The organism is Natronorubrum halophilum (genome assembly GCF_003670115.1).
Classification (GTDB): domain Archaea; phylum Halobacteriota; class Halobacteria; order Halobacteriales; family Natrialbaceae; genus Natronorubrum; species Natronorubrum halophilum.
This window is the reverse complement of sequence record NZ_QQTY01000001.1, coordinates 863,120-881,545: the sequence shown is the minus strand read 5'-3', so window position 1 is coordinate 881,545 and position 18,426 is coordinate 863,120. Positions and strand designations below refer to the sequence as shown.

General features: G+C 63.5%; 15 protein-coding genes and 1 pseudogene. 12 read left to right on the top strand and 4 right to left on the bottom strand.

What is annotated here, in order from left to right:
* Positions 1–149 precede the first annotated feature (149 nt).
* Both DWB23_RS04180 and DWB23_RS04175 read left to right on the top strand, forming a co-directional pair.
* The gene (locus DWB23_RS04180) at positions 150–1,373 is read left to right on the top strand and encodes a mandelate racemase/muconate lactonizing enzyme family protein (protein WP_121741526.1); all 1,224 of its coding nucleotides are present in this window, start codon (positions 150–152) and stop codon (positions 1,371–1,373) included.
* Entirely contained in the window at positions 1,370–1,561 is a 192-nt protein-coding gene (locus DWB23_RS04175; protein ID WP_121741525.1) for a hypothetical protein, read from the top strand. Before DWB23_RS04180 ends, DWB23_RS04175 begins: the two co-directional genes overlap by 4 nt.
* Before the next feature lie 183 nt (positions 1,562–1,744).
* Here the strand turns inward: DWB23_RS04175 and DWB23_RS04170 are convergent, their stop codons facing one another.
* A complete protein-coding gene (locus DWB23_RS04170) occupies positions 1,745–2,509 on the bottom strand; it encodes an IclR family transcriptional regulator (RefSeq protein WP_121741524.1) in 765 nt (254 codons plus the stop codon).
* A gap of 334 nt (positions 2,510–2,843) precedes the next feature.
* Here DWB23_RS04170 and DWB23_RS04165 point away from each other — a divergent pair, with 334 nt between their 5' ends.
* The 10 genes from DWB23_RS04165 to DWB23_RS04125 all read left to right on the top strand — a co-directional run bounded on the left by DWB23_RS04165 (position 2,844) and on the right by DWB23_RS04125 (position 14,348).
* Positions 2,844–4,292 (top strand): extracellular solute-binding protein, encoded by a 1,449-nt coding sequence (locus DWB23_RS04165; protein WP_238717339.1) that lies wholly within the window; start codon positions 2,844–2,846, stop codon positions 4,290–4,292.
* A gap of 77 nt (positions 4,293–4,369) precedes the next feature.
* The gene (locus tag DWB23_RS04160) at positions 4,370–5,323 is read left to right on the top strand and encodes a carbohydrate ABC transporter permease (RefSeq protein ID WP_121741522.1); all 954 of its coding nucleotides are present in this window, start codon (positions 4,370–4,372) and stop codon (positions 5,321–5,323) included.
* Positions 5,320–6,249 (top strand): carbohydrate ABC transporter permease, encoded by a 930-nt coding sequence (locus DWB23_RS04155; protein WP_121741521.1) that lies wholly within the window; start codon positions 5,320–5,322, stop codon positions 6,247–6,249. Before DWB23_RS04160 ends, DWB23_RS04155 begins: the two co-directional genes overlap by 4 nt.
* A 6-nt stretch (positions 6,250–6,255) precedes the next feature.
* Positions 6,256–7,437, top strand: coding sequence for an ABC transporter ATP-binding protein (locus tag DWB23_RS04150; RefSeq protein ID WP_121741520.1), 1,182 nt, complete (start codon positions 6,256–6,258; stop codon positions 7,435–7,437).
* A 7-nt stretch (positions 7,438–7,444) separates the two neighbouring features.
* Positions 7,445–7,621 (top strand): hypothetical protein, encoded by a 177-nt coding sequence (locus DWB23_RS22850; RefSeq protein WP_162989738.1) that lies wholly within the window; start codon positions 7,445–7,447, stop codon positions 7,619–7,621.
* A 127-nt stretch (positions 7,622–7,748) separates the two neighbouring features.
* Positions 7,749–8,684, top strand: a complete 936-nt coding sequence (locus DWB23_RS04145) for an alpha/beta hydrolase family protein (RefSeq protein WP_121741519.1) — start codon at positions 7,749–7,751, stop codon at positions 8,682–8,684.
* A 109-nt stretch (positions 8,685–8,793) separates the two neighbouring features.
* Positions 8,794–10,485 (top strand): glycoside hydrolase family 28 protein, encoded by a 1,692-nt coding sequence (locus DWB23_RS04140; protein WP_121741518.1) that lies wholly within the window; start codon positions 8,794–8,796, stop codon positions 10,483–10,485.
* Between the two features lie 189 nt (positions 10,486–10,674).
* Positions 10,675–11,187, top strand: coding sequence for an LUD domain-containing protein (locus tag DWB23_RS04135; protein WP_121741517.1), 513 nt, complete (start codon positions 10,675–10,677; stop codon positions 11,185–11,187).
* The gene (locus DWB23_RS04130; RefSeq protein WP_121741516.1) at positions 11,177–13,402 is read left to right on the top strand and encodes an LUD domain-containing protein; all 2,226 of its coding nucleotides are present in this window, start codon (positions 11,177–11,179) and stop codon (positions 13,400–13,402) included. The genes DWB23_RS04135 and DWB23_RS04130 overlap by 11 nt, the downstream gene beginning before the upstream one ends.
* A 109-nt stretch (positions 13,403–13,511) precedes the next feature.
* Complete coding sequence (locus tag DWB23_RS04125; RefSeq protein WP_121741515.1) at positions 13,512–14,348, top strand: fumarylacetoacetate hydrolase family protein; 837 nt, start codon at positions 13,512–13,514, stop codon at positions 14,346–14,348.
* Positions 14,349–14,363: 15 nt separating this feature from the next.
* On the opposite strand, the gene DWB23_RS04120 is transcribed toward DWB23_RS04125, so the two are convergent.
* From DWB23_RS04120 to DWB23_RS23945, 3 genes and pseudogenes are all read right to left on the bottom strand, one after another.
* Positions 14,364–15,227 (bottom strand): amidohydrolase family protein, encoded by an 864-nt coding sequence (locus DWB23_RS04120; RefSeq protein WP_121741923.1) that lies wholly within the window; start codon positions 15,225–15,227, stop codon positions 14,364–14,366.
* 115 nt (positions 15,228–15,342) lie between these two features.
* Positions 15,343–16,377, bottom strand: coding sequence for a zinc-dependent alcohol dehydrogenase (locus DWB23_RS04115; RefSeq protein WP_121741514.1), 1,035 nt, complete (start codon positions 16,375–16,377; stop codon positions 15,343–15,345).
* Positions 16,378–17,336: 959 nt separating this feature from the next.
* Positions 17,337–18,412: pseudogene (locus DWB23_RS23945) on the bottom strand (mannonate dehydratase).
* Positions 18,413–18,426: the final 14 nt, after the last annotated feature.

Genomic DNA, 18,426 nt, shown 5'->3' with positions numbered 1-18,426 from the left:
CGCCCCATTCCAGCTGACTGATCTGTTTCGTCTCTGATTTCGAAGGGAATTCTTGCCGTCGACCGGAGCCCCTCTCGCCGACTCGCGACGCCGTCGAGTGGCGTCACCGGTACAACTTTGGTTGGAGGACGAATACGTGGTGGTACGCAATGAGAGATTTTTCGAACCATTCGACAGAACGACCCGCGGGTCACGACGTCGAAATCACCGGCGTCGAGGCGGCGGTCGTCGACGGAAACTTCGAGTGGAACCTCGTGAAGGTGCACACCGACGCGGGCGTGACCGGAATCGGCGAGGCGTACCGCGGCGGTGGCGTCCCCGAACTCGTCGAGTACACCAATCGATTCCTCGTCGGCGAAAATCCGCTGGACGTCGAACGGCTGTTTCGATACATCGTCCAGGAGATGTCGGGCCACGGCGGAACGACCGGAAAGGTCGTTACCGCCGTCTCCGGGATCGAAATCGCGCTGTGGGACGTCGCTGGGAAGATCCTCGACGTGCCCGTCTACCAGCTCCTGGGCTCTCGCTACCGTGACCGCGTCCGAATCTACTGTGACTGCCACGCTGGCGAGGCCTACGCGGTCGACGAGGGCGGGTTCACCGAGTACGCCAACGCGGAGGCGTACACGCCCGACGCGTACGCGGCGGAGGCCGAGCGCGTCGTCGACATGGGGTTCGACGCGATCAAGTTCGACCTCGATATGGAACGCGACAACAAGCCGGATCCGTACAACGGACGGCTGTCCAACGCCGCGCTGAATCACAAAGTCGAGGTCGTCGCGGCCGTCCGCGAGGCGATCGGCGACGAGATCGATCTCGCCTTCGACTGCCACTGGGACTACACGGTCGAGAGCGCCGCTCGCCTCGCGAGAGCGCTCGAGCCGTACGATCTCATGTGGCTGGAAGACGTCGTTCCGCCGGAGGAGACGGCCGCCCAACGCGAGGTCGCTCGGCGCACGAAGACGCCCCTCGCCACCGGCGAGAACCGGTTTCGCGTCCACGAACTGACCGAACTGCTCGACGGGTACGCCGTCGACGTGATCACGCCCGATCCGACTACCTGCGGCGGCCTCGCCGAGTCCAAGCGCGTCGCTGACCGCGCCGAGGAGCGCTACGTTCCGTTCTCACCGCACAACGTCTGTAGCCCCGTCGGAACGATGGCCTGCGTTCACCTCTGTGCAGCCGTCCCGAACGCCGACGTCCTCGAGTATCACGCCCTGGAAGTCGACTGGTGGGACGACTTGCTCGAACGAGACGAACCGATAATATCGGACGGATACATCGACGTGCCGACCGATCCCGGCCTCGGCATCGAACTGGACGAGTCGGTTGTCGAAGACCACGTTCTCCCCGGAACCGACAGATTCGATTGATTCTCCGCTGTATTCGAGACCGACGAGCAGAGGAGATCGCGATCGTTTTCTGCGAACTGCACGTCAAGACGATTCCGCAGTGGCCGACGGTTCGGGGCGACCGCAGGAGTACGGAGGTCAGCGAAGCGGTCGACGCGACCGTGACGACTACTGTTCGGTTCGCCGACGGCGACAGCGGCTATCGATAGCCCATCGATTCGTTTGGTATCACCGGTGGTGCGCGCCGAGATTCGAACGGGACGGTTCCAGTTGCGTTCCCGGTCGAGCGTCGCTGGAACTGTTGTAGCGCATTTTCTTACAATCGTATGTCTGTAATGATACGGGTTCGTCCACAGGTGGGTTCCACCGATCGTCCGGTGGTGGCGGACGTGCTACGTGTACGTCATATTGACTTCGATCACGTTTGCGGTGCTCAACACGCTTTTCGGAATCTCGTCCTCGAACACTTCGTTGTTGAACCGATTCGTCGGGCCGGACACGCTGACCGCTCCGATGGGCATGCCGTCTTCGTCGCAGATCGGCGCGGCGACACAGCGCATCCCGAGTACGCGTTCTTCGTCGTCGATCGCGTATCCTCGGTTGCGGATCTCCGCGAGCTGGGCTTTCAGTTCGTCTCGGTCCGTAACCGTCTGTTCAGTGACGGCGGGCAGCCCGTGGCGGTCGATGATCTCGTCGACTGTTGCCTCCGGGAGCCTCGAGAGGATCGCCTTGCCGAGCGCCGTCGTCTGGAGATAGACGCGCATGCCGATGTGGGTGTCGAGATTGACGGCGTCGGGCCCTTTGACCTTGTTGAGGAAAATTCCCTTGCCGTGTTCTTCGATCAGCAGGTTCGCGTGCTCGCCCGTCTCCTCGGCCAGCTTCTTGATCTCCGGCGATCCGACCTGATACAGTTTCATCTGGCTTCGGGCGAACCCGCCCAGCTCGAGGAAGCGAGCGCCGACGTGGTACGTCCCGTTCTCGTTGACCAGGTACTCGACCTCGGTTAGTGTTCGCAGGTGGTCGTGGACCGTGCTCTTTGGCATCTCGAGTTCGTCGGCGAGTTCGGCGACGCCTGCGCCGTTGAGGTCGTGGAGCGTTTCGATGATCCGGAAGGTTGTCGCAGCGGCCTGGACCGGATATTGAACTTCTTGCGACATTACCAGCTAGTACAGCTACCACCTATTTAACAGTTGTCCGGTGAGGCCGGATCCGCGTCTCATTGTGACATACCATATCGGGTACCGACGAGTCGTGTGATGAATGTTAGCAATGGTCGCTATTCCGTCTGGTATTACCGGATTACAGTCTACTTTCGCACGTGCGAGCAACGGTGGGTGAGCCGGACCGCGTATCCGTTCAGTCTTCGTTCCATCCCTCGTCGGGAGAACGCGATGATAACTCGCCACTCCTGAATAAATGGTTATGTTTATATAATGGTGTACTCATGTCTTGATCATGGTAGGCAGAGCCAATCATAGAAATCGGGGTAGAGTGCGGGCTGAATCGATCGTTTCCCGCCGTCAAGTCCTTTCGGCGGCCGGTGCCGCTGGGATCATCGGAACGGCCGGCTGTATCAGCGACGACAGCGACGACAGCGTGGATATCGGCGACTACGACGGCGAGGAAGTGACGCTCGAGTACGCCACCGCGCCGCTGTTCGGAGACATCGAGGACGAACTCAAACAGTCGATGCGAGACGCGGGCCTTCACGAGAACATCGAGGTCGAGTTCTCGACCGGCGTCTGGGGAGCCGACGATCAGCAGGATCGATACACGCAGATCCTGCAAGCCGGTCGATCCACGCCGGATATCATGCTGACGAACTTCGCGTACACGTCGGCGTTCGCGCCGCGAGGGTGGCTGGTCGACCTGAACGAGGCGCTATCGGACGAGAAACTCGCCGAACTCGAGAGCGGATACCACCAGACGATGGTCGACTCGATGCGCTGGGACGGCGGCCTCTACGGGGTGCCTCAGTTCGTCGACATTCCGGCAATCCTCTACCGCAAGGATTACGTCGAAAACGCCGGATACGACCCCGAGGGCGAGAATTGGGCGACCGAGCCGATGACGTGGGAACGGTTCGCCGAGGTCGCGAGCGACGCGGTGGAGGCCAACGACGTCGAGCACGGCTACACGACGACGCTCAACCAGCGGACGATCGGCCATCAGACCGGCTACGAGAAGGTCGTCACGATGGGCGGCAACTACTTCGGGGATATGGAGAACCAGCACGGTCCCATCGGCGACCGTCCCATCACGATCGACGACGAGCCGATTATCGAAACGCTGCGCATGATGCGGACGTTCATGCACGGTTCGGACGACGAGTACGCCATCGACGGTATGGACGGCGATTTCCTGCCCTCCGAAGCGCTGGGATGGGATACGACGCCTTCGATGGAATCGTTCGGCGCCGGCGACGCCGTATTCCACCGGAACTGGTCGTTCGCGATCGCGAGCTTCGGTGGCGAGGAGGACTTCGGCGAGGACCTCGGCCTGATGCCGTTCCCGTACGGCGTCTCCGAAGACGAGGCGAAATACAACGGCACCGGCGGCACGAACGCGACGCTCGGCGGCTGGCACCTCTCGCTCAACCCGGAGAGCGAGAACCTCGCGGCGGCCGTCGAGTTGCTCGAAGTGATGACGTCCGAACAGTTCTACCTCGACATCTTCGAGTTTACGGGCTCGACGCCACCGAAGCCGGAACTGTTCGAGTCCGACCAGGCACAGGAGGTCGACATCATGAGCCGATACCTCGACACCCTGCAGCTACAATCGGAGAACCAGTGGGTGCATCCGATCAATCCGATCTGGGACACCCAGTCCAACTCGATCGCCAGCGAGTTCTACGCGTGTCTCAACCAGGAGCAATCGCCCCAGGAAGCCGTCGAAGCGGCACAGGAAGACGTCGAAGCGATCGAACAGAAGGAGGCCTGAGGTGATCGCGACCGTCGACACCGCGCCTCCGCTCGAGACACGAACTACTATATAATCCGAAAATAGAGAGCACCATAATGAAAGAGGCAATACAACGGGCAGTCTCGCCCGTACTGTACCGGATCGAACGGTTAGACGAGGACAGGTACGGCTATCTGCTGATCGCGCCGATGATCATCGTCCTCTCGATCCTCGCGTTCTATCCGCTCGCGCGGACGTTCTGGGTTTCGCTCCACACCGACGATCTGTACGGCGAGGACCCGATCGGCGCGTTCGACGGGATCAACACCTACGTTTCGATCCTCAACGGCGATACAAACATCGTCCTGAACAATCCGTTCTTCTCGCTCAGCGATCCGCTCTCGAGCGCGCTGGTGGTCACGCTGCTCATCACGCTCATCAGCGTGACGATCGGAACGGGATTCGGGCTCGGAATGGCGCTCATCCTGAACAAGGAGTTCCGCGGGCGGTCGTTCGCCCGGATGATCGTCATCCTTCCATGGGCGGTTCCGATCGTCATCCAGGGGATGATGTTCTACTTGCTGTTCCAGCCGTCGATCAGCTTCCTGGTCGACCCCCTGCACGACCTCGGGCTGCTATCGCAGAATCCGCTGGTGAGCAGCCGGGACTCGATGGTGATGGTCATCCTCGTCGACGTCTGGCGAAAGATTCCGTTCATCGCCTTGATCATCATGGCGGGGCTCGCGAGCATCGATCAGAGCCTCTACGACGTGGCGAAAGTCGCCGGGGCGTCGAAGTGGCAACAGTTCCGTCTCATCACGTTGCCGCTGATCAAGCCCGTCGTGCTCATCGGCATGATCTTCTACACGATCAGTTCGATGAAGATCTACGGCATCGTCGAGGCGTCGGCGGGCTGTAACACGGTCCCGACGTTGACGTGCCTCGTGGTCGATACGTTCCGCCTGCAGCGGTGGGCGACGGCGTCCGCGATCGCGTTCATCACCGCGGTGATTATCGGGGGGATCGTCATGGTCTACCTCGTCCAGTTCAGAGATGAGGTGGGAGAATGAGTAATCCAGTCGCAGCCGATACGACGGAAAAGAGAGGCGTCGCCGGACGCATCGTCGACTTCCTCGTCCACAACGCAACCGACTCGTACCGACTCCTGTTCTACGTCGGACTCGTCGGTTTCATCACGATCACGCTGTTTCCGTTCTACTGGCTGTTCATCCTCGCATTGACGCCGGAGGGAACGCTTCGGGACATGGGTATCGTGCCCGAGGGGTTCAACACCTCGGTGTTCCTCACGGTCCTACAGGAGTACCCGCTACACCTCTACATCTTCAACAGCATCGTGATCGCCGCGATCACCGTCGTCATCTGTCTCGTGATCGGTAGTCTCGCGGGCTACGCGTTCGGTCGCGTCGAGTTCCGGGGCAAGGGGCCGCTGATGCTCCTCTTGCTCATCGTCTCGTACTTCCCCGGGATCACCTACCTGATTCCGCTGTTCGAGATGCTGACGGGGACGCTCACGTTCGGTCCGTTCATGACGCCGGACTTCTACAACACGCCGTGGGCGATGGTCTTCCCCTTCACTATGCTCAGCCTTCCGATCACCATCTTCATCCTCACGACCTTCTACAGTCAGATCCCCGACGGGCTCGAGGATGCGGCCCGCGTCGAAGGCACCACGCGCCTGGGCGCGCTGTTTCGGGTCATCATCCCGCTCTCCGCGCCCGGCGTCGCGACGGCGGCGATCATCGTCTTCATCGGCGTCTACCGGGAGTTCTTCTTCTCGTTCATGATGACCGACGGTCAGCCGGGCAACTGGGCCGTGCTGGTGTACGGCATCCTCAACTTCCAGGAACAGCACACCGAACTGTGGAACATGATGGCGGCAGCGAGCCTTATCGGCATCCTCCCGGTCGCGCTCCTCGTCATCGTCGCACAGAAACACATCGTAAAGGGCTTAACGTCCGGGGGACTAAAGGAGTGATAACTTATGGGGAATGTTACCCTTCGTGACGCAACCAAACGGTACGAAGACATAATCGCGGTCGACGAGATGAACCTCGAGATCGAGGACGGCGAGTTCCTCTGTCTCGTCGGCCCATCGGGCTGTGGGAAGTCGACGACGCTCGAGATGATTTCGGGGCTGACGCTGCCCTCCGACGGAACGATCGAGATCGCCGGTGCGGACGTCACGAACGAACCGCCGAAGGACAGGGACATCGCGATGGTCTTCCAGAACATCGCGCTGTTCCCCCACATGGATGTCTACGACAACATCAGCTTCGGGCTGCGCCTTCGGGACTTCGACAAAGACGAGATCGACAGGCGCGTCGAACAGGCCGCGAAGATCGTCCAACTCGAGGGAATGCTCGATCGCAACCCCGACGAACTCTCCGGCGGACAGCAACAGCGCGTCGGGATCGCCCGCGCGATCGTCCGCGAGCCGGAAGTGTTCCTGATGGACGAGCCCCTGGCCAACCTCGACGCGAAACTGCGCGTTCACATGCGCACCGAGATCCAGCGCCTCCAGAAGGAACTGGGTATCACGACCGTCTACGTGACCCACGACCAGGAGGAAGCGATGACGATGGCGGACCACATCGCGATCATCAATCAGGGCACCCTTCAGCAGTGTGCACCGCCGCTCGAGTGCTACAACCGACCGGCAAACCGATTCGTCGCGAGCTTCATCGGCAGTCCGTCGATGAACCTGTTCGACGGAACCGTCGCCGGCGGCGTGATCGACCTCACGCACTTCCAGATCGAACAGGCGCTCGGTTCCGAATACGACGGCGAGAACGTGACCGTCGGCATCAGGCCCGAGGACGCCTACCTCGTCTCGAGCGAGGACGATCCGGCGAACCCGAGCCGGTCGTTCGAGGCCGTCGTCGACGTGCTCGAGCCGGTGGGCGATCAGACGTACGCCTACCTGCAGCCACACGGTACACGGTCGGAGAGCGAGTCGGTCATGGGCGACGGAGCCGAGCAGTTGCTCGTGAGCATCGATCCCGGAACCGCGATTAGCGAGGACGAGTCGGTCAAAGTCGTCTTCGACCGGGAGAACATCCACGTTTTCGACGGCGCGACGGGCGATGCGGTCACGCACAGCCTCGTCGACCCGGCGACCGCCGGTGCCACAGTCGGTTCGTCCGAAGAAGAGATACAGGGGTGAGTGAACGATGGTAACGACTGCGGGCGCGCTGTTCATCGTCTCCGCAGTCGTGTTGTTTTTCTTCTGGATCTACGGGCTCGTCTCGTTCTACTTCGACCTGCGGTACCAGTTCGTTCCGGCCGTCCGAGCGTACCTACGCGACGACGAACTGGACGACCGTCCCGATCCCGAAGAGTACCTATAGACGACACTCCGTTCCGATTTCGACCCGGTTATTCGCTCGGCGTGCAGAGAAGTTCCCCTCGTGAGACGATCAGCGGAGGGGAAGGGCCACCGGAGAAACTTAAGGGTCCCCCGTTCATTGCGCCGGTATGGACACCACTCGCGACGCGGTTATCGATTGTCTCGGGACGATTCCCGACCGTCCCGACCCGGCCGTCGAGACCGTTTCGGTTACGGCTGCCGACGGGTTCGAACGTCGACTTCTGGAGTACGACGTCGAACCGGGGGAGCGAGTTCGGGCGTATCTGCTCGTTCCCGACGACGTCGACGGCGACCGTCCCGGGATCCTCGCCGTTCATCCGCACGCGGGCGAGTTCGGCGTCGGCAAGTCCGATCCGTCCGGTCTGAGCGACACGGAGTCGTACCACTACGGCGTCGAACTCTGCCGGCGCGGTCACGTCGTCTGCTGTCCGGATCTGCTCTGCTTCGAGGACCGATGCCCGTCCGAGCGCGAGCGCGCGACCGGCGCGGCTCCGACGGGTGCCGATTACGAGAAATTCGTCGCGATGGACTACCTGCTGCGTGGCTCCTCCCTGCAGGCGAAGTACCTCTCGGATCTCGTCGTCGCGCTCGACGTCCTCGAGGGTCACGACCTGACCGATCCCGATGCGTTGGGCGTCGTCGGTCATTCGCTGGGCGGCCAGGAGGCCGCGTGGCTGTCGTGGTTCGACGACCGCGTCGCCGCCGCGGTCGTCTCCAGCGGCACGGCGCAACTCGCCGCCGTCCAGCGCGAGCGGATCACCCACAATTTCGCGCTGTACGTCCCCGGACTGCTGACCGTCGGCGACGCGGCGGACGTACTAGCCGACGTCGCCCCGACGCCGCTGTTGGTAACCCACGGCACCGAGGACGACATCTTTCCACCCGAGTCCGTCCGCGCCCTCGCCGGCGACGTGTCCGCGGCCTACGCCGAAGCCGGCGCTCCGGAGCGGTTCGAGACGCTGTTTTTCGACGGGGGCCACGAGTTCCCCGCCGATGTCCGGTCGAGCGCCTACGACTGGGTAGACCGTTGGCTCGGTCGCTAACGCGTGCTGTCGTTCGGAAACCGTCCGGAGAAGCGTCCGTATCGGTCGTTCCACCCCGTCTCGAGCGAGCGGAGGTATTTATACCGTTCGGCGCGATGAACCGGACGAGATGACCGAGCGTACAGAGCCGACTGCGTCGTTTCGGATCGAACCGGCCGCCGAATCGAATCGAAAAGTGGGGTCGGCGGACGACCTCGCAACCGAACGGTTTCAGCGCGCGATCGACGCCTGCCACGACGGCGGCGGCGGTACCGTTACCGTCTCGAGCGGCGAGTACGTCCTCGGGACCGTCCAACTCCGTAGCGACGTGACGCTCCGTCTCGAGGCGGGATCGCGGCTGCTCCCCGCCGAGTCGAAGTCGGCGTACGTCGACCGCCACGTCGGTCCCGACGGCGAGCGGCCGTTCGTACTCGCGGAGGGCGTCGAGAACGGTGCCATCGTCGGCGACGGGACGATCGACGGACGCGGAACCGAGATCATGGACATGGACGAGCCGATTCGCCAGCACTCGGGCGAGAGCGACGGCCACCCGCTCGTTTCGAACGCGCCGCACCGCGCCAGACAGGGCGATGCCTACCTCGAGCGATCGGGAACGCTCGACGAGTGGCCGGTGGCGAAGCCGTCGTTTCGACCGGGACCGATGCTCCACTTCGTCGACTGCGAGGGCGTCTCGATCCGGGACGTGACGCTGCGGGACATGCCCGCTTGGACGCTCAGCTTCGACGACTGCGCGGACGTCGACGTGCGCGGCGTGACGATCCGCAACCACATGCGGATCCCGAACTGCGACGGCATCGCGATCGGCAACTCCCGGAACGTCCGCATCGCGGACTGCGCGATCGAGTCCTGCGACGACGCGATCACCCTCGTTTCCCACGCCGACCGCGAACGGGACTGCGAGCGCGTGACCGTCACCAACTGCACGCTCGCCTCGAGCGCGTGTGCGATCAAGTTCGGCTCCGAGACGAGCGGCGATATTCGCCACTGCACGTTCGACAACTGCGTCGTCCACGGCTCGAATCGGGGGCTGGGGATCCAACACCGCGACGGCGGCACGATCGAGAACGTCCTGTTTTCGAACATCACCGTCGCGACGCACCTCCGTCCCGGGCCGTGGTGGGGGAAAGCCGAACCGATCTACGTCACCTCGGTCCCGCGCGACGAGGACACCGACCTCGGCGCGGTCAGAAACATCCGATTCACGAATATCGCCGCCGACGCGGAGAACGGAGCGCTCGTCTACGGTCACGCCGATTCGACCCTCGAACGAATCCGTCTCGACTCGATCTCGCTGTCCATCGACGGGAGCCGTCACGCCGCCGCCGTCGGCGGAAACGTCGACCTGCAACCGACCGCTGTGATGGCTCCGATCTACGAGGACGCGATTTCGGGGATCCACTTCGAGCGCGTCACCGACGTCGAACTGTGCGATGTAACCCTCGAGTGGGCGGACGACGTGCCCGCGTACTTCGCACACGGCGTTCGCTGTGTCGATGTGGACGAACTGGTGATCGACGGGGTTACCGGTCGACAGGCGCAGTTGGGTTCGCCCGAGTCCGGCGACGGCGACGAGACGAACGGAGACGAGGCCGACGCGGCGGGCCCGGCGGCCATCGTCCTCGAGGGGACGACGAGGAGTACGATCCGAAACTGTCGGGCGGCACCCGGAACCGAACGCTTCCTCTCGACGAGCGGCAGTGCCGACGACCGGCTATTCGCGACCAACGACCTCACCGACGCGACGATTCCGATCGAGGGCGACAGCGAGCATTCGACGGTCGGTAACGTGCCGCCGCTGTGACGGCGATTTCTACTCACCTTCCTCCGACGACCGAAATCGGTATGCCCGGTTCGGACCCGTTCAGTTCGGCGGAAGGAGGTCCGCCGCGAGACGACGGGGTTCGCGTCCACGGCACACCCACACCTTCGCGCGGACGTGCTGGTCAATGACAAGACCCAAATCCGTGGCATCCGTTAGTCACGTACAAGAATGGCGACACAGCTAGACACGTTCGAAACGAACCTCGAAACCGTCCGGACGGACGTCACCCGGACGACACCGGCGGCGTTCCAAGAAACGCTCGCCGGCGTCATCGACCACCCCGCCGTCGGCGCGTCGCTCCCCTTCGAGGAGGTCACCCTCGAGGGAACCGACGTTACCCTCGAGCCGACGCCGGATCAGCTTCGCGAGGCGACCTGCGGCGTGACGGCCGCCGCGCTCGGCGTCGCCGACTACGGCTCGGTCGTCCTCGAGTCGACGCCGGCCGGTGCCGAACTCGCCGGCCTCTTTCCCGACCGCCACGTGATCGTCGTTCGCGAGCGGGACCTCGTCCCCGACATGGCCGCGGCGTTCGAACGGCTTGGCGACCGGTTCCGCGACGGACGCGACGACGCCGTGCTCGCTACTGGCCCGAGCGCGACCGCCGACATGGGCGCACTCGTCTACGGCGTTCACGGGCCGCGAGAGACGCACGCGATTGTTCTGGAAGACAATGGCGAGTAAGCGATCCCAGAAGGCCGACCGAATCCGGCACGTCATGGCGACGGAGGGGGACAGCGTCGAGCGCAACGCCCTGGGGTTCAACGACGGGCGCTACGAGTCCGTCGCCCGACTCGAGGACTACGACGCGTACAAGGATCGAGCGCGCGCGATCAAGGAAGACGCGATCGAACGCCTCCCCGAACTGATCGAGGCGGTTCGCGAGACGGTCGAGGCGAACGGGGGAACCGTCTACGTCGCCAACGACGCCGCCGACGCCAACCGGTACGTCCGCGAACTCGCCCGCGAGCGGGCGGCCGAGACCGTCGTCAAGTCCAAGTCGATGACGACCGAGGAGATCGATCTCAACGAGCACCTCGAAGCCGAGGGCTGTGCCGTCTGGGAGACCGACCTCGGCGAATTCGTCCTGCAGGTGGCCGACGAGGCACCGAGCCACCTCGTCGCGCCGGCGATCCACCAGTCGCGCGAGGAGATCGCCACCCTGTTCAACGAACGGTTCGAGCCGGAAGAACCCCTCGAGACGGCCCAGGAGCTGACCGAATTCGCTCGAGAGTACCTCGGGGAGCGGATCGAGGAGGCGGACATGGGCGTGACCGGCGCGAACTTCGTGACGGCGGACACGGGAACCATCGCGCTGGTGACGAGCGAGGGTAACGCCCGCAAGACGGTCGCCGTGCCCGACACGCACGTCGCGGTCGCGGGCGTCGAGAAGATTATCCCGACCTTCGAGGACCTCCAGCCGTTCGTCGAACTGATCGCGCGCTCGGGCACCGGTCAGGACATCACCTCCTACGTCTCCCTCTTTTCGCCGCCGGTCTCGACGCCGCCGGTCGACTTCGACGACGACGAGCCGATCGCCGACGACCCGAACGATCGGGAGTTCCACCTCGTCCTGCTCGACAACGGCCGCATGGCCATGCGAGACGACGATCAGCTTCGAGAGACGCTGTACTGCATCCGGTGTTCGGCCTGTGCCAACTCCTGTGCGAACTTCCAGTCCGTCGGCGGCCACGTCTTCGGCGGCGAGACGTACTCGGGCGGCATCGCGACCGGGTGGGAGGCCGGCGTCCACGGCCAGGAGTCGGCCGACGAGTTCAACGACCTCTGTACCGGCTGCTCGCGCTGCGTCAACCAGTGTCCCGTCAAGATCGACATCCCGTGGATCAACACGGTCGTCCGGAATCGGCGCAATCGCGGGGCTGACGAGGGACAACTCGACTTCCTCGTCGAGGGGCTCACACCGGACGAAGAACCCGCGGGACTCGACCTCCAGAAGCGCTTCTTCGGGAACTTCGCGACGCTCGCGAAACTCGGCTCCGCGACCGCGCCGGTCTCGAACTGGATGGCGAACACGCCGCCTTCGCGGCTCCTCATGGAACGCGTTCTCGGGATCGACCGCCGGCGCGAGTTGCCGACGTTCGAGCGCGAGACGTTCGTCGAGTGGTTCCGAAACCGGGACGTTCCCCGTCCCGTCGACGCCGAGTACCACGCCGTCGTCTACCCCGACCTCTACACGAATCACGTTCGAACCGACCGAGGAAAGGCGACCGTCCGCACGCTCGAGGCGCTGGGCGTCGCGGTCGAGGTCCCCGAGGTCGCCTCCTCGGGCCGGGCCCCCCTCTCACAGGGGATGATCGCCACCGCGGAAGGCCACGCTCACGAGGTGTCCGCCGACCTCGAGCCCTATCTCGAGGCGGGCTACGACGTCGTCGTCATCGAGCCCAGCGACCTCGCGATGTTCCGCGGCGAGTACGAGCGGCTCCTCGGGGGGTCGCGCTACGAGTCGCTCGCCGATCGCAGCTACGAGGTGTTCGAGTACGTCTACGGGCTGCTCGAGAACGGTACCGATCCGACGCCGCTTCGCGGTGGAGACGCCGCCCGCGGCGTCGGATCCGATATCGCGTACCACTCCCACTGTCAGCAGCGGACGCTCGAACTCGAAGCGTACACGACGGCCGTCCTCGATCAGCTCGGGTACGACGTCGTCACGTCCGACGTCGAGTGTTGCGGGATGGCGGGAAGCTTCGGGTACAAGATCGAGTACTACGAGCTGAGTATGGACGTCGGCGACCGGCTCGGAGAACAGTTCGAGACGTCCGATACCGCCGATCGAACGGTCGTCGCGAGCGGAACCTCGTGTCTCGAGCAACTGGACGCGCTCCTGTCCCGCCAGCCACAGCATCCTATCTCGCTCGTGGCTCCGAACGGATCGGACTAACGAACCGACCGCGTCTCGAGTCGCTCGGGCGAAACGATTGTCCCCGGGCCGCTCCAGTTAACAGGGGACGAGAGAAAGATTCATGAGACAGGGCGGGAATTTCGAGGTGATGCAATTCGTACGATTCGAGACCGGTGGTGGCGTCCGTTGGGGCGTTGCCGTCGACGACCAGACCTACGCACTGGACCGCTTTGGCGCACCGACGATCGAGGACCTCGCAACGCCCGGCTACCGTCGCCGCGTCCGTCGCGCCGCCGAGACCGGGGAACTGCCGGCGATCGACGAGCCGGATGACTATCTGACACCGATCCCGTCCGTCGAACAGATCATCTGCGTCGGGCTCAACTACTACGATCACGCCGAAGAGCAGGACGAAGAGATCCCCGACAAGCCGATGCTGTTCGCAAAATCGCCCTCGAGCGTCACCGACCCCGACGCACCCATCGTCCATCCCGAGGACGTCGAGCAGGTCGATTACGAGGTCGAACTCGGCATCGTCATCGGTCGGACGGCCTGCGAGGTGTCGGCCGACGAGGCCGAGGAGTACGTCGCGGGCTACACGGTCGTCAACGACGTCAGCGCGCGCGACGCCCAGTTCGAGGACGGCCAGTTCTTCCGCGGCAAGAGCTACGACACGTTTGCCCCGATGGGGCCGGCGCTGACCGCGCCCGAAGACATCGACGCCAACGACGCCGACGTGGAACTCCGACTCAACGGCGAGGTCAAACAGGAGTCCTCGACCGCGGAGTTCATCTTCGACGTCGGCGAGACGATCGAGTACCTTAGCCACAGAATGACGCTGCAGCCCGGCACCGTCATCTCGACGGGGACGCCTGGCGGCGTCGGTATCTTCCGCGATCCGCCGGAGTTGCTCTCGCCCGGTAACACGGTCGAAGCCGAAGTCGCGGGAATCGGAACGCTCGAAAACCACGTCGTCGGCGAGTAACGGAACCGTTCCGAGTCAGCGGCCGGTCAGGTTCTTGAAGGACCGGCCCGTCACCCACTCGCGGTCCGTCTTCGAGAGACAGTCCACGTGCTCGAGCCACTGCAGGCTCTCCTCGTAGCTCGCGTCGTCGCTGACGTTCGGGAAATCGGAGCCCCAGATAACCCGCTCGCGACCGAAGGTCTCGAGCAGCCAGCGGACGTGGTCGTGCATATCGGCGTAGGGAAAGCCCTCCTCGGAGCGGTGGACGACCTCGGAGATTTTGACGGCGACGTCGTACTCGGCGAGGCGCTCGAGGTCGGCGAACGCTCCCGCTTCCGGCGAGACCGACGGATCGGCGTGACAGAAGTGGTCGAGCGCGTACGTGAGCTCCGGGTAGGTCTCGACGAGTTCGACCACCTGCTCGAGCTGGTCGACGTGGGCGAGGAGCTGAACCAGCGCGTCGGTTTCGCGGGCCGCCTCCCAGAATTCGGTCTCGTCGACGGCGTCGCACAGCCAGTTCGCCTCGGGATCGAACGTCTCCCACATCCGGTCGTACGAACAGATCGCTCCGAGACGGAAGCCGAGGATCCCGTCGGTAGCCATCCCCGAGCGCAGCCGATCGGCCGCGCCGTCGGCGAACTGGTCGAGCATGACGATTCCCGAGAGCGCGTCGTACTCTTCGACACACTGGATCGTGTACGCGTTGTCGGTCCACTCGCAGATCGGGTAGCCGACGACGACCGCCTCGTCGACGCCGACGGCGTCCATATCCGCGAGGAGTTTCTCGGCGGTGTAGACGGTATCGACGCTGAACTCGTCGACGACGTCGATGAGCGGTCCGTTCACCCAGGGGTGGTCTCGAGTCGGGTGCGTCCAGGCGTGCGTGTGTGTATCCAGCACCATCGTGTACGAACGGCGACGGATCGAGCGCTACTAAGCGTTGTGTTGACCCGTGGCTCACGCCGAGAGCCGAGGAAACGGGAAGGTTGCTACGAGATCCGACCGTGCCGACGCGTTAGGAGTCGGCGAACGAGAAGACGGGTTTGCAGGTTTCGGACTCGAGGAAGGCCTCGAAGGCGTCGGTCGGTTCGTCGACGCTGAAGGTACGATCGATGATCGCGTCGGCGTCGATGGCACCGACGGAGAGGAGCCGGATGGCCTGTTCGAAGTTCTGCCAGGTCGAGCCGTAGGAGGTGTTGAGGTCGATCTCGCTGCGAACCACCGGCGTCATGAACACTTCGCTGGGTGCGCCGGGAAGGCCGACGACGACGACCCCTCCGCCCTTGCGGACGTGTTCGATGGCCATCTCGATACCGCTTTTGTGACCGGTCGTGTCGAACACGGCGTCGAACCCGATGCCGTCCGTTCGGGCGTCGACGACCGCCTCGAGGTCGTCGTTCTCGATGTCCACCGTGTCGATGCCGAGTGTTTCGACCAGCGGGAGCCGGTACTCGGTGTCTTTGCCGAGTCCGGAGACGAGGACGTCGGCGCCCATCGAGTTCGCGACGGCGGCGACGAGGACGCCGATCGGGCCGGGTCCTTCGACGAGGACGGTGTCACCCGGCGTCACGTTCGACTGGTCGAACACGGCCCGCGTCGCGATGCTGAGGGGTTCGGTGATGCTCGCGTGACCGAGCGGGACGTCCTCGGGGATATAGTGGAGGTCACGTGGTTTGACCGTCGTATATTCGGTGTATGCACCGTCTGTGTGCATCCCCGTGATCTCGAAGTTCTGGCAGACGTTCGGCTGGCCGTTCTTACACTGAAAACACGCACCGCAGTCGTGGATCGGCTCCTCGACGACGTGGTCGCCGACGGCGAAGTCGGTGACGCTGTCGCCGACCTCGACGACCTCGCCGGAGTACTCGTGGCCCATGATCCGCGGGATGGGAATCCACTCGTAGCCGTCTTCGTACGTGTACGCGTGCGCGTCGCTGCCGCACAGCCCCGCCGAGTGGACGCGAACGAGTACCTCGTCGTCGTCCGGGGATGCTTTTTCACGCTGGCGAATCTCGATGGATCTGGGGCCGGTATGGACTATCGTCTTCATATAGGGTTACCTCTCACTCTGGTCGAGCTATCAATAGGTGGGTGACTCACCTACATATACCTTTAGATGCGGGAAGCGATCGGCCGGAATCACGACGAGCGGCCGCTACGGACGCGCTTGAGTGTTACTCGCGGTGTCCGTCGGTCTCGGTGATCGTGCCGGAGCCGGTCTCGAGGCCGTCATCGCCCCGTCGCGACTCGGCGAGGACGGCCGCGTGCCTCGACTGCCTTCTTCTCAAATGCCGACGATTGATCGACCGTTTGTGATATCCGTTCGCTCTCGTGTACTGCGTCTCTCGCGGTCGGTTTGGAGTCATCGTTTCGACCGGCGGTTCGACAGTGCCGGACACAGTCACCGGGCGCGAAATCGAATCGATCTACGGGTGGTCCGTATCCGATGAGTTTGGGATAAGACATTTCTGGCCACCGTCGTTCATCCGGCGAGAGCGGACGACGTCTTGAGACGGCGTTTTCCGACTCAAAACGCAAGGTAACGCGCGTACCGGCTCTCAACGCGGGACGACCGGGAGAATGGTTTACACCAGTACTTCTGTAAACCACTCCGTTGAAAACGCCAGTATCCGACACCGTACATTCGGCACCACCGGACGGTATAGGGTGAATCGAGGACCGTCTTCAAATATCGATGGGATCGGTAGCTGATATATCAGCACCGATGGTCCCTTCGACGAAAACAGGACAGTGTCGAAGCTCTCGGGAGCGTCATTTTCGGATGATCCCTCGGAATCGATCCCGTCATCGTCGTCGAACGGCATCGACAACCCGGCTACGTGGTGACGAGGGCGAGTCGGTCGATTGTTCTCGCTCGGGGACGACACCGTAGCGCTCTCCGATCGCACCGAACGAGTCGGTACGGTCGGAACTCGAGGGTCGTTCGACGAGGTGCGGTTCCGGGAGGAAACGATAGGCGCTTGCGGACGGACGTGCCGGGTGACCGGCCTACTCGACCTCCGTCACCTGCGTCGGCCGCGTCGATTCCGACCGAACGGTATCGATCACGCCGCGAAGATATCCGACGGTGAATCCACGCGCTCGGTGTCGCCAGTCGTCGTCGCCCTCCATCTTCGGTACGTGGTCGGGAATCACCGCCCCGTCGAATCCGATGTCGTGGAGCGTTCTCACCGCGTCACCGGTATCGAAGTTGCCGGTATCGACGAACGTCTCGTGGAACTCCGGGACCGTTCCGACGACGTCGCGGAAGTGAACGAACACGATCTGATCGCGCTCGCCGAAGCGGCGGATAACGTCGGTGACGTCCTCGCCCATCTGCGAGAAACAGCCGAGACAGAGCTTCAGTCCGTGGTTGTCGCTCGGGACGAGATCCATGGACTTCTCGAAGTTTTCGACGTTACGGAACAGCCGCGGAATGCCCCCGAGGGACTCGAGGACCGGCGGGTCGACCGGGTGCAACGCGAGGTCGACGCCGGCCGCTTCCGCGACCGGAATCACGGTCTCGAGGAAGTACTGATAGTTGTCCCAGAACTCGGCTTCGGTGTACGTTCGGTTGAGATCGGGCGAGAGTCGTCCGGGTTGTCGAGTTCGTCGTAATCGAACGCGGTCGCCTCGGCACCGCCTCGCGTCTCGACGGGCGACGTCCGCATCGGGACGACGCCCCGCGGGTTCCACTGGTATCCTAACACCGGGACGCCGGCTTCCCCGAGGTTTCGGATCAGGGTCGTGATCTGCTCGAGCGCTTCGTCCGCACCGTCGCGGCCGAACATGATATCGCCGTACATCGAATACGGGAGCGATTGGATGCCCGTAAAGGATAGTCCCGCGTCTTCGATGCGGTCTCGAGCGGCCGTGAGTTCCGAGACTGACGGAATCTGACCGGGGCCGACCGAGATCGTCTCGGAGCCGTCGCGGTCGTTGAATTCGTCGGGCTCCTCGTCCGTGTCGGCGTGATCGACGAAGATGTCCGTCGCGCCGAGCTGTCGGACATATCGTAATCTACCTCTCGAGAGAGAACGGGTTCGAACGCCGACGCGAACGGCCGCACGGTTACTCCGACTCATACCCCGTCTTCGCC

Coding starts and splice junctions, on each gene's coding strand:
- DWB23_RS04130 (WP_121741516.1), top strand. CDS start 11,177: ATGGCGAGTAAGCGATCCCAGAAGGCCGACCGAATCCGGCACGTCATG.
- DWB23_RS04115 (WP_121741514.1), bottom strand. CDS start 16,377: ATGAAGACGATAGTCCATACCGGCCCCAGATCCATCGAGATTCGCCAG.
- DWB23_RS04125 (WP_121741515.1), top strand. CDS start 13,512: ATGCAATTCGTACGATTCGAGACCGGTGGTGGCGTCCGTTGGGGCGTT.
- DWB23_RS04140 (WP_121741518.1), top strand. CDS start 8,794: ATGACCGAGCGTACAGAGCCGACTGCGTCGTTTCGGATCGAACCGGCC.
- DWB23_RS04170 (WP_121741524.1), bottom strand. CDS start 2,509: ATGTCGCAAGAAGTTCAATATCCGGTCCAGGCCGCTGCGACAACCTTC.
- DWB23_RS04135 (WP_121741517.1), top strand. CDS start 10,675: ATGGCGACACAGCTAGACACGTTCGAAACGAACCTCGAAACCGTCCGG.
- DWB23_RS04160 (WP_121741522.1), top strand. CDS start 4,370: ATGAAAGAGGCAATACAACGGGCAGTCTCGCCCGTACTGTACCGGATC.
- DWB23_RS04180 (WP_121741526.1), top strand. CDS start 150: ATGAGAGATTTTTCGAACCATTCGACAGAACGACCCGCGGGTCACGAC.
- DWB23_RS04155 (WP_121741521.1), top strand. CDS start 5,320: ATGAGTAATCCAGTCGCAGCCGATACGACGGAAAAGAGAGGCGTCGCC.
- DWB23_RS04150 (WP_121741520.1), top strand. CDS start 6,256: ATGGGGAATGTTACCCTTCGTGACGCAACCAAACGGTACGAAGACATA.
- DWB23_RS22850 (WP_162989738.1), top strand. CDS start 7,445: ATGGTAACGACTGCGGGCGCGCTGTTCATCGTCTCCGCAGTCGTGTTG.
- DWB23_RS04145 (WP_121741519.1), top strand. CDS start 7,749: ATGGACACCACTCGCGACGCGGTTATCGATTGTCTCGGGACGATTCCC.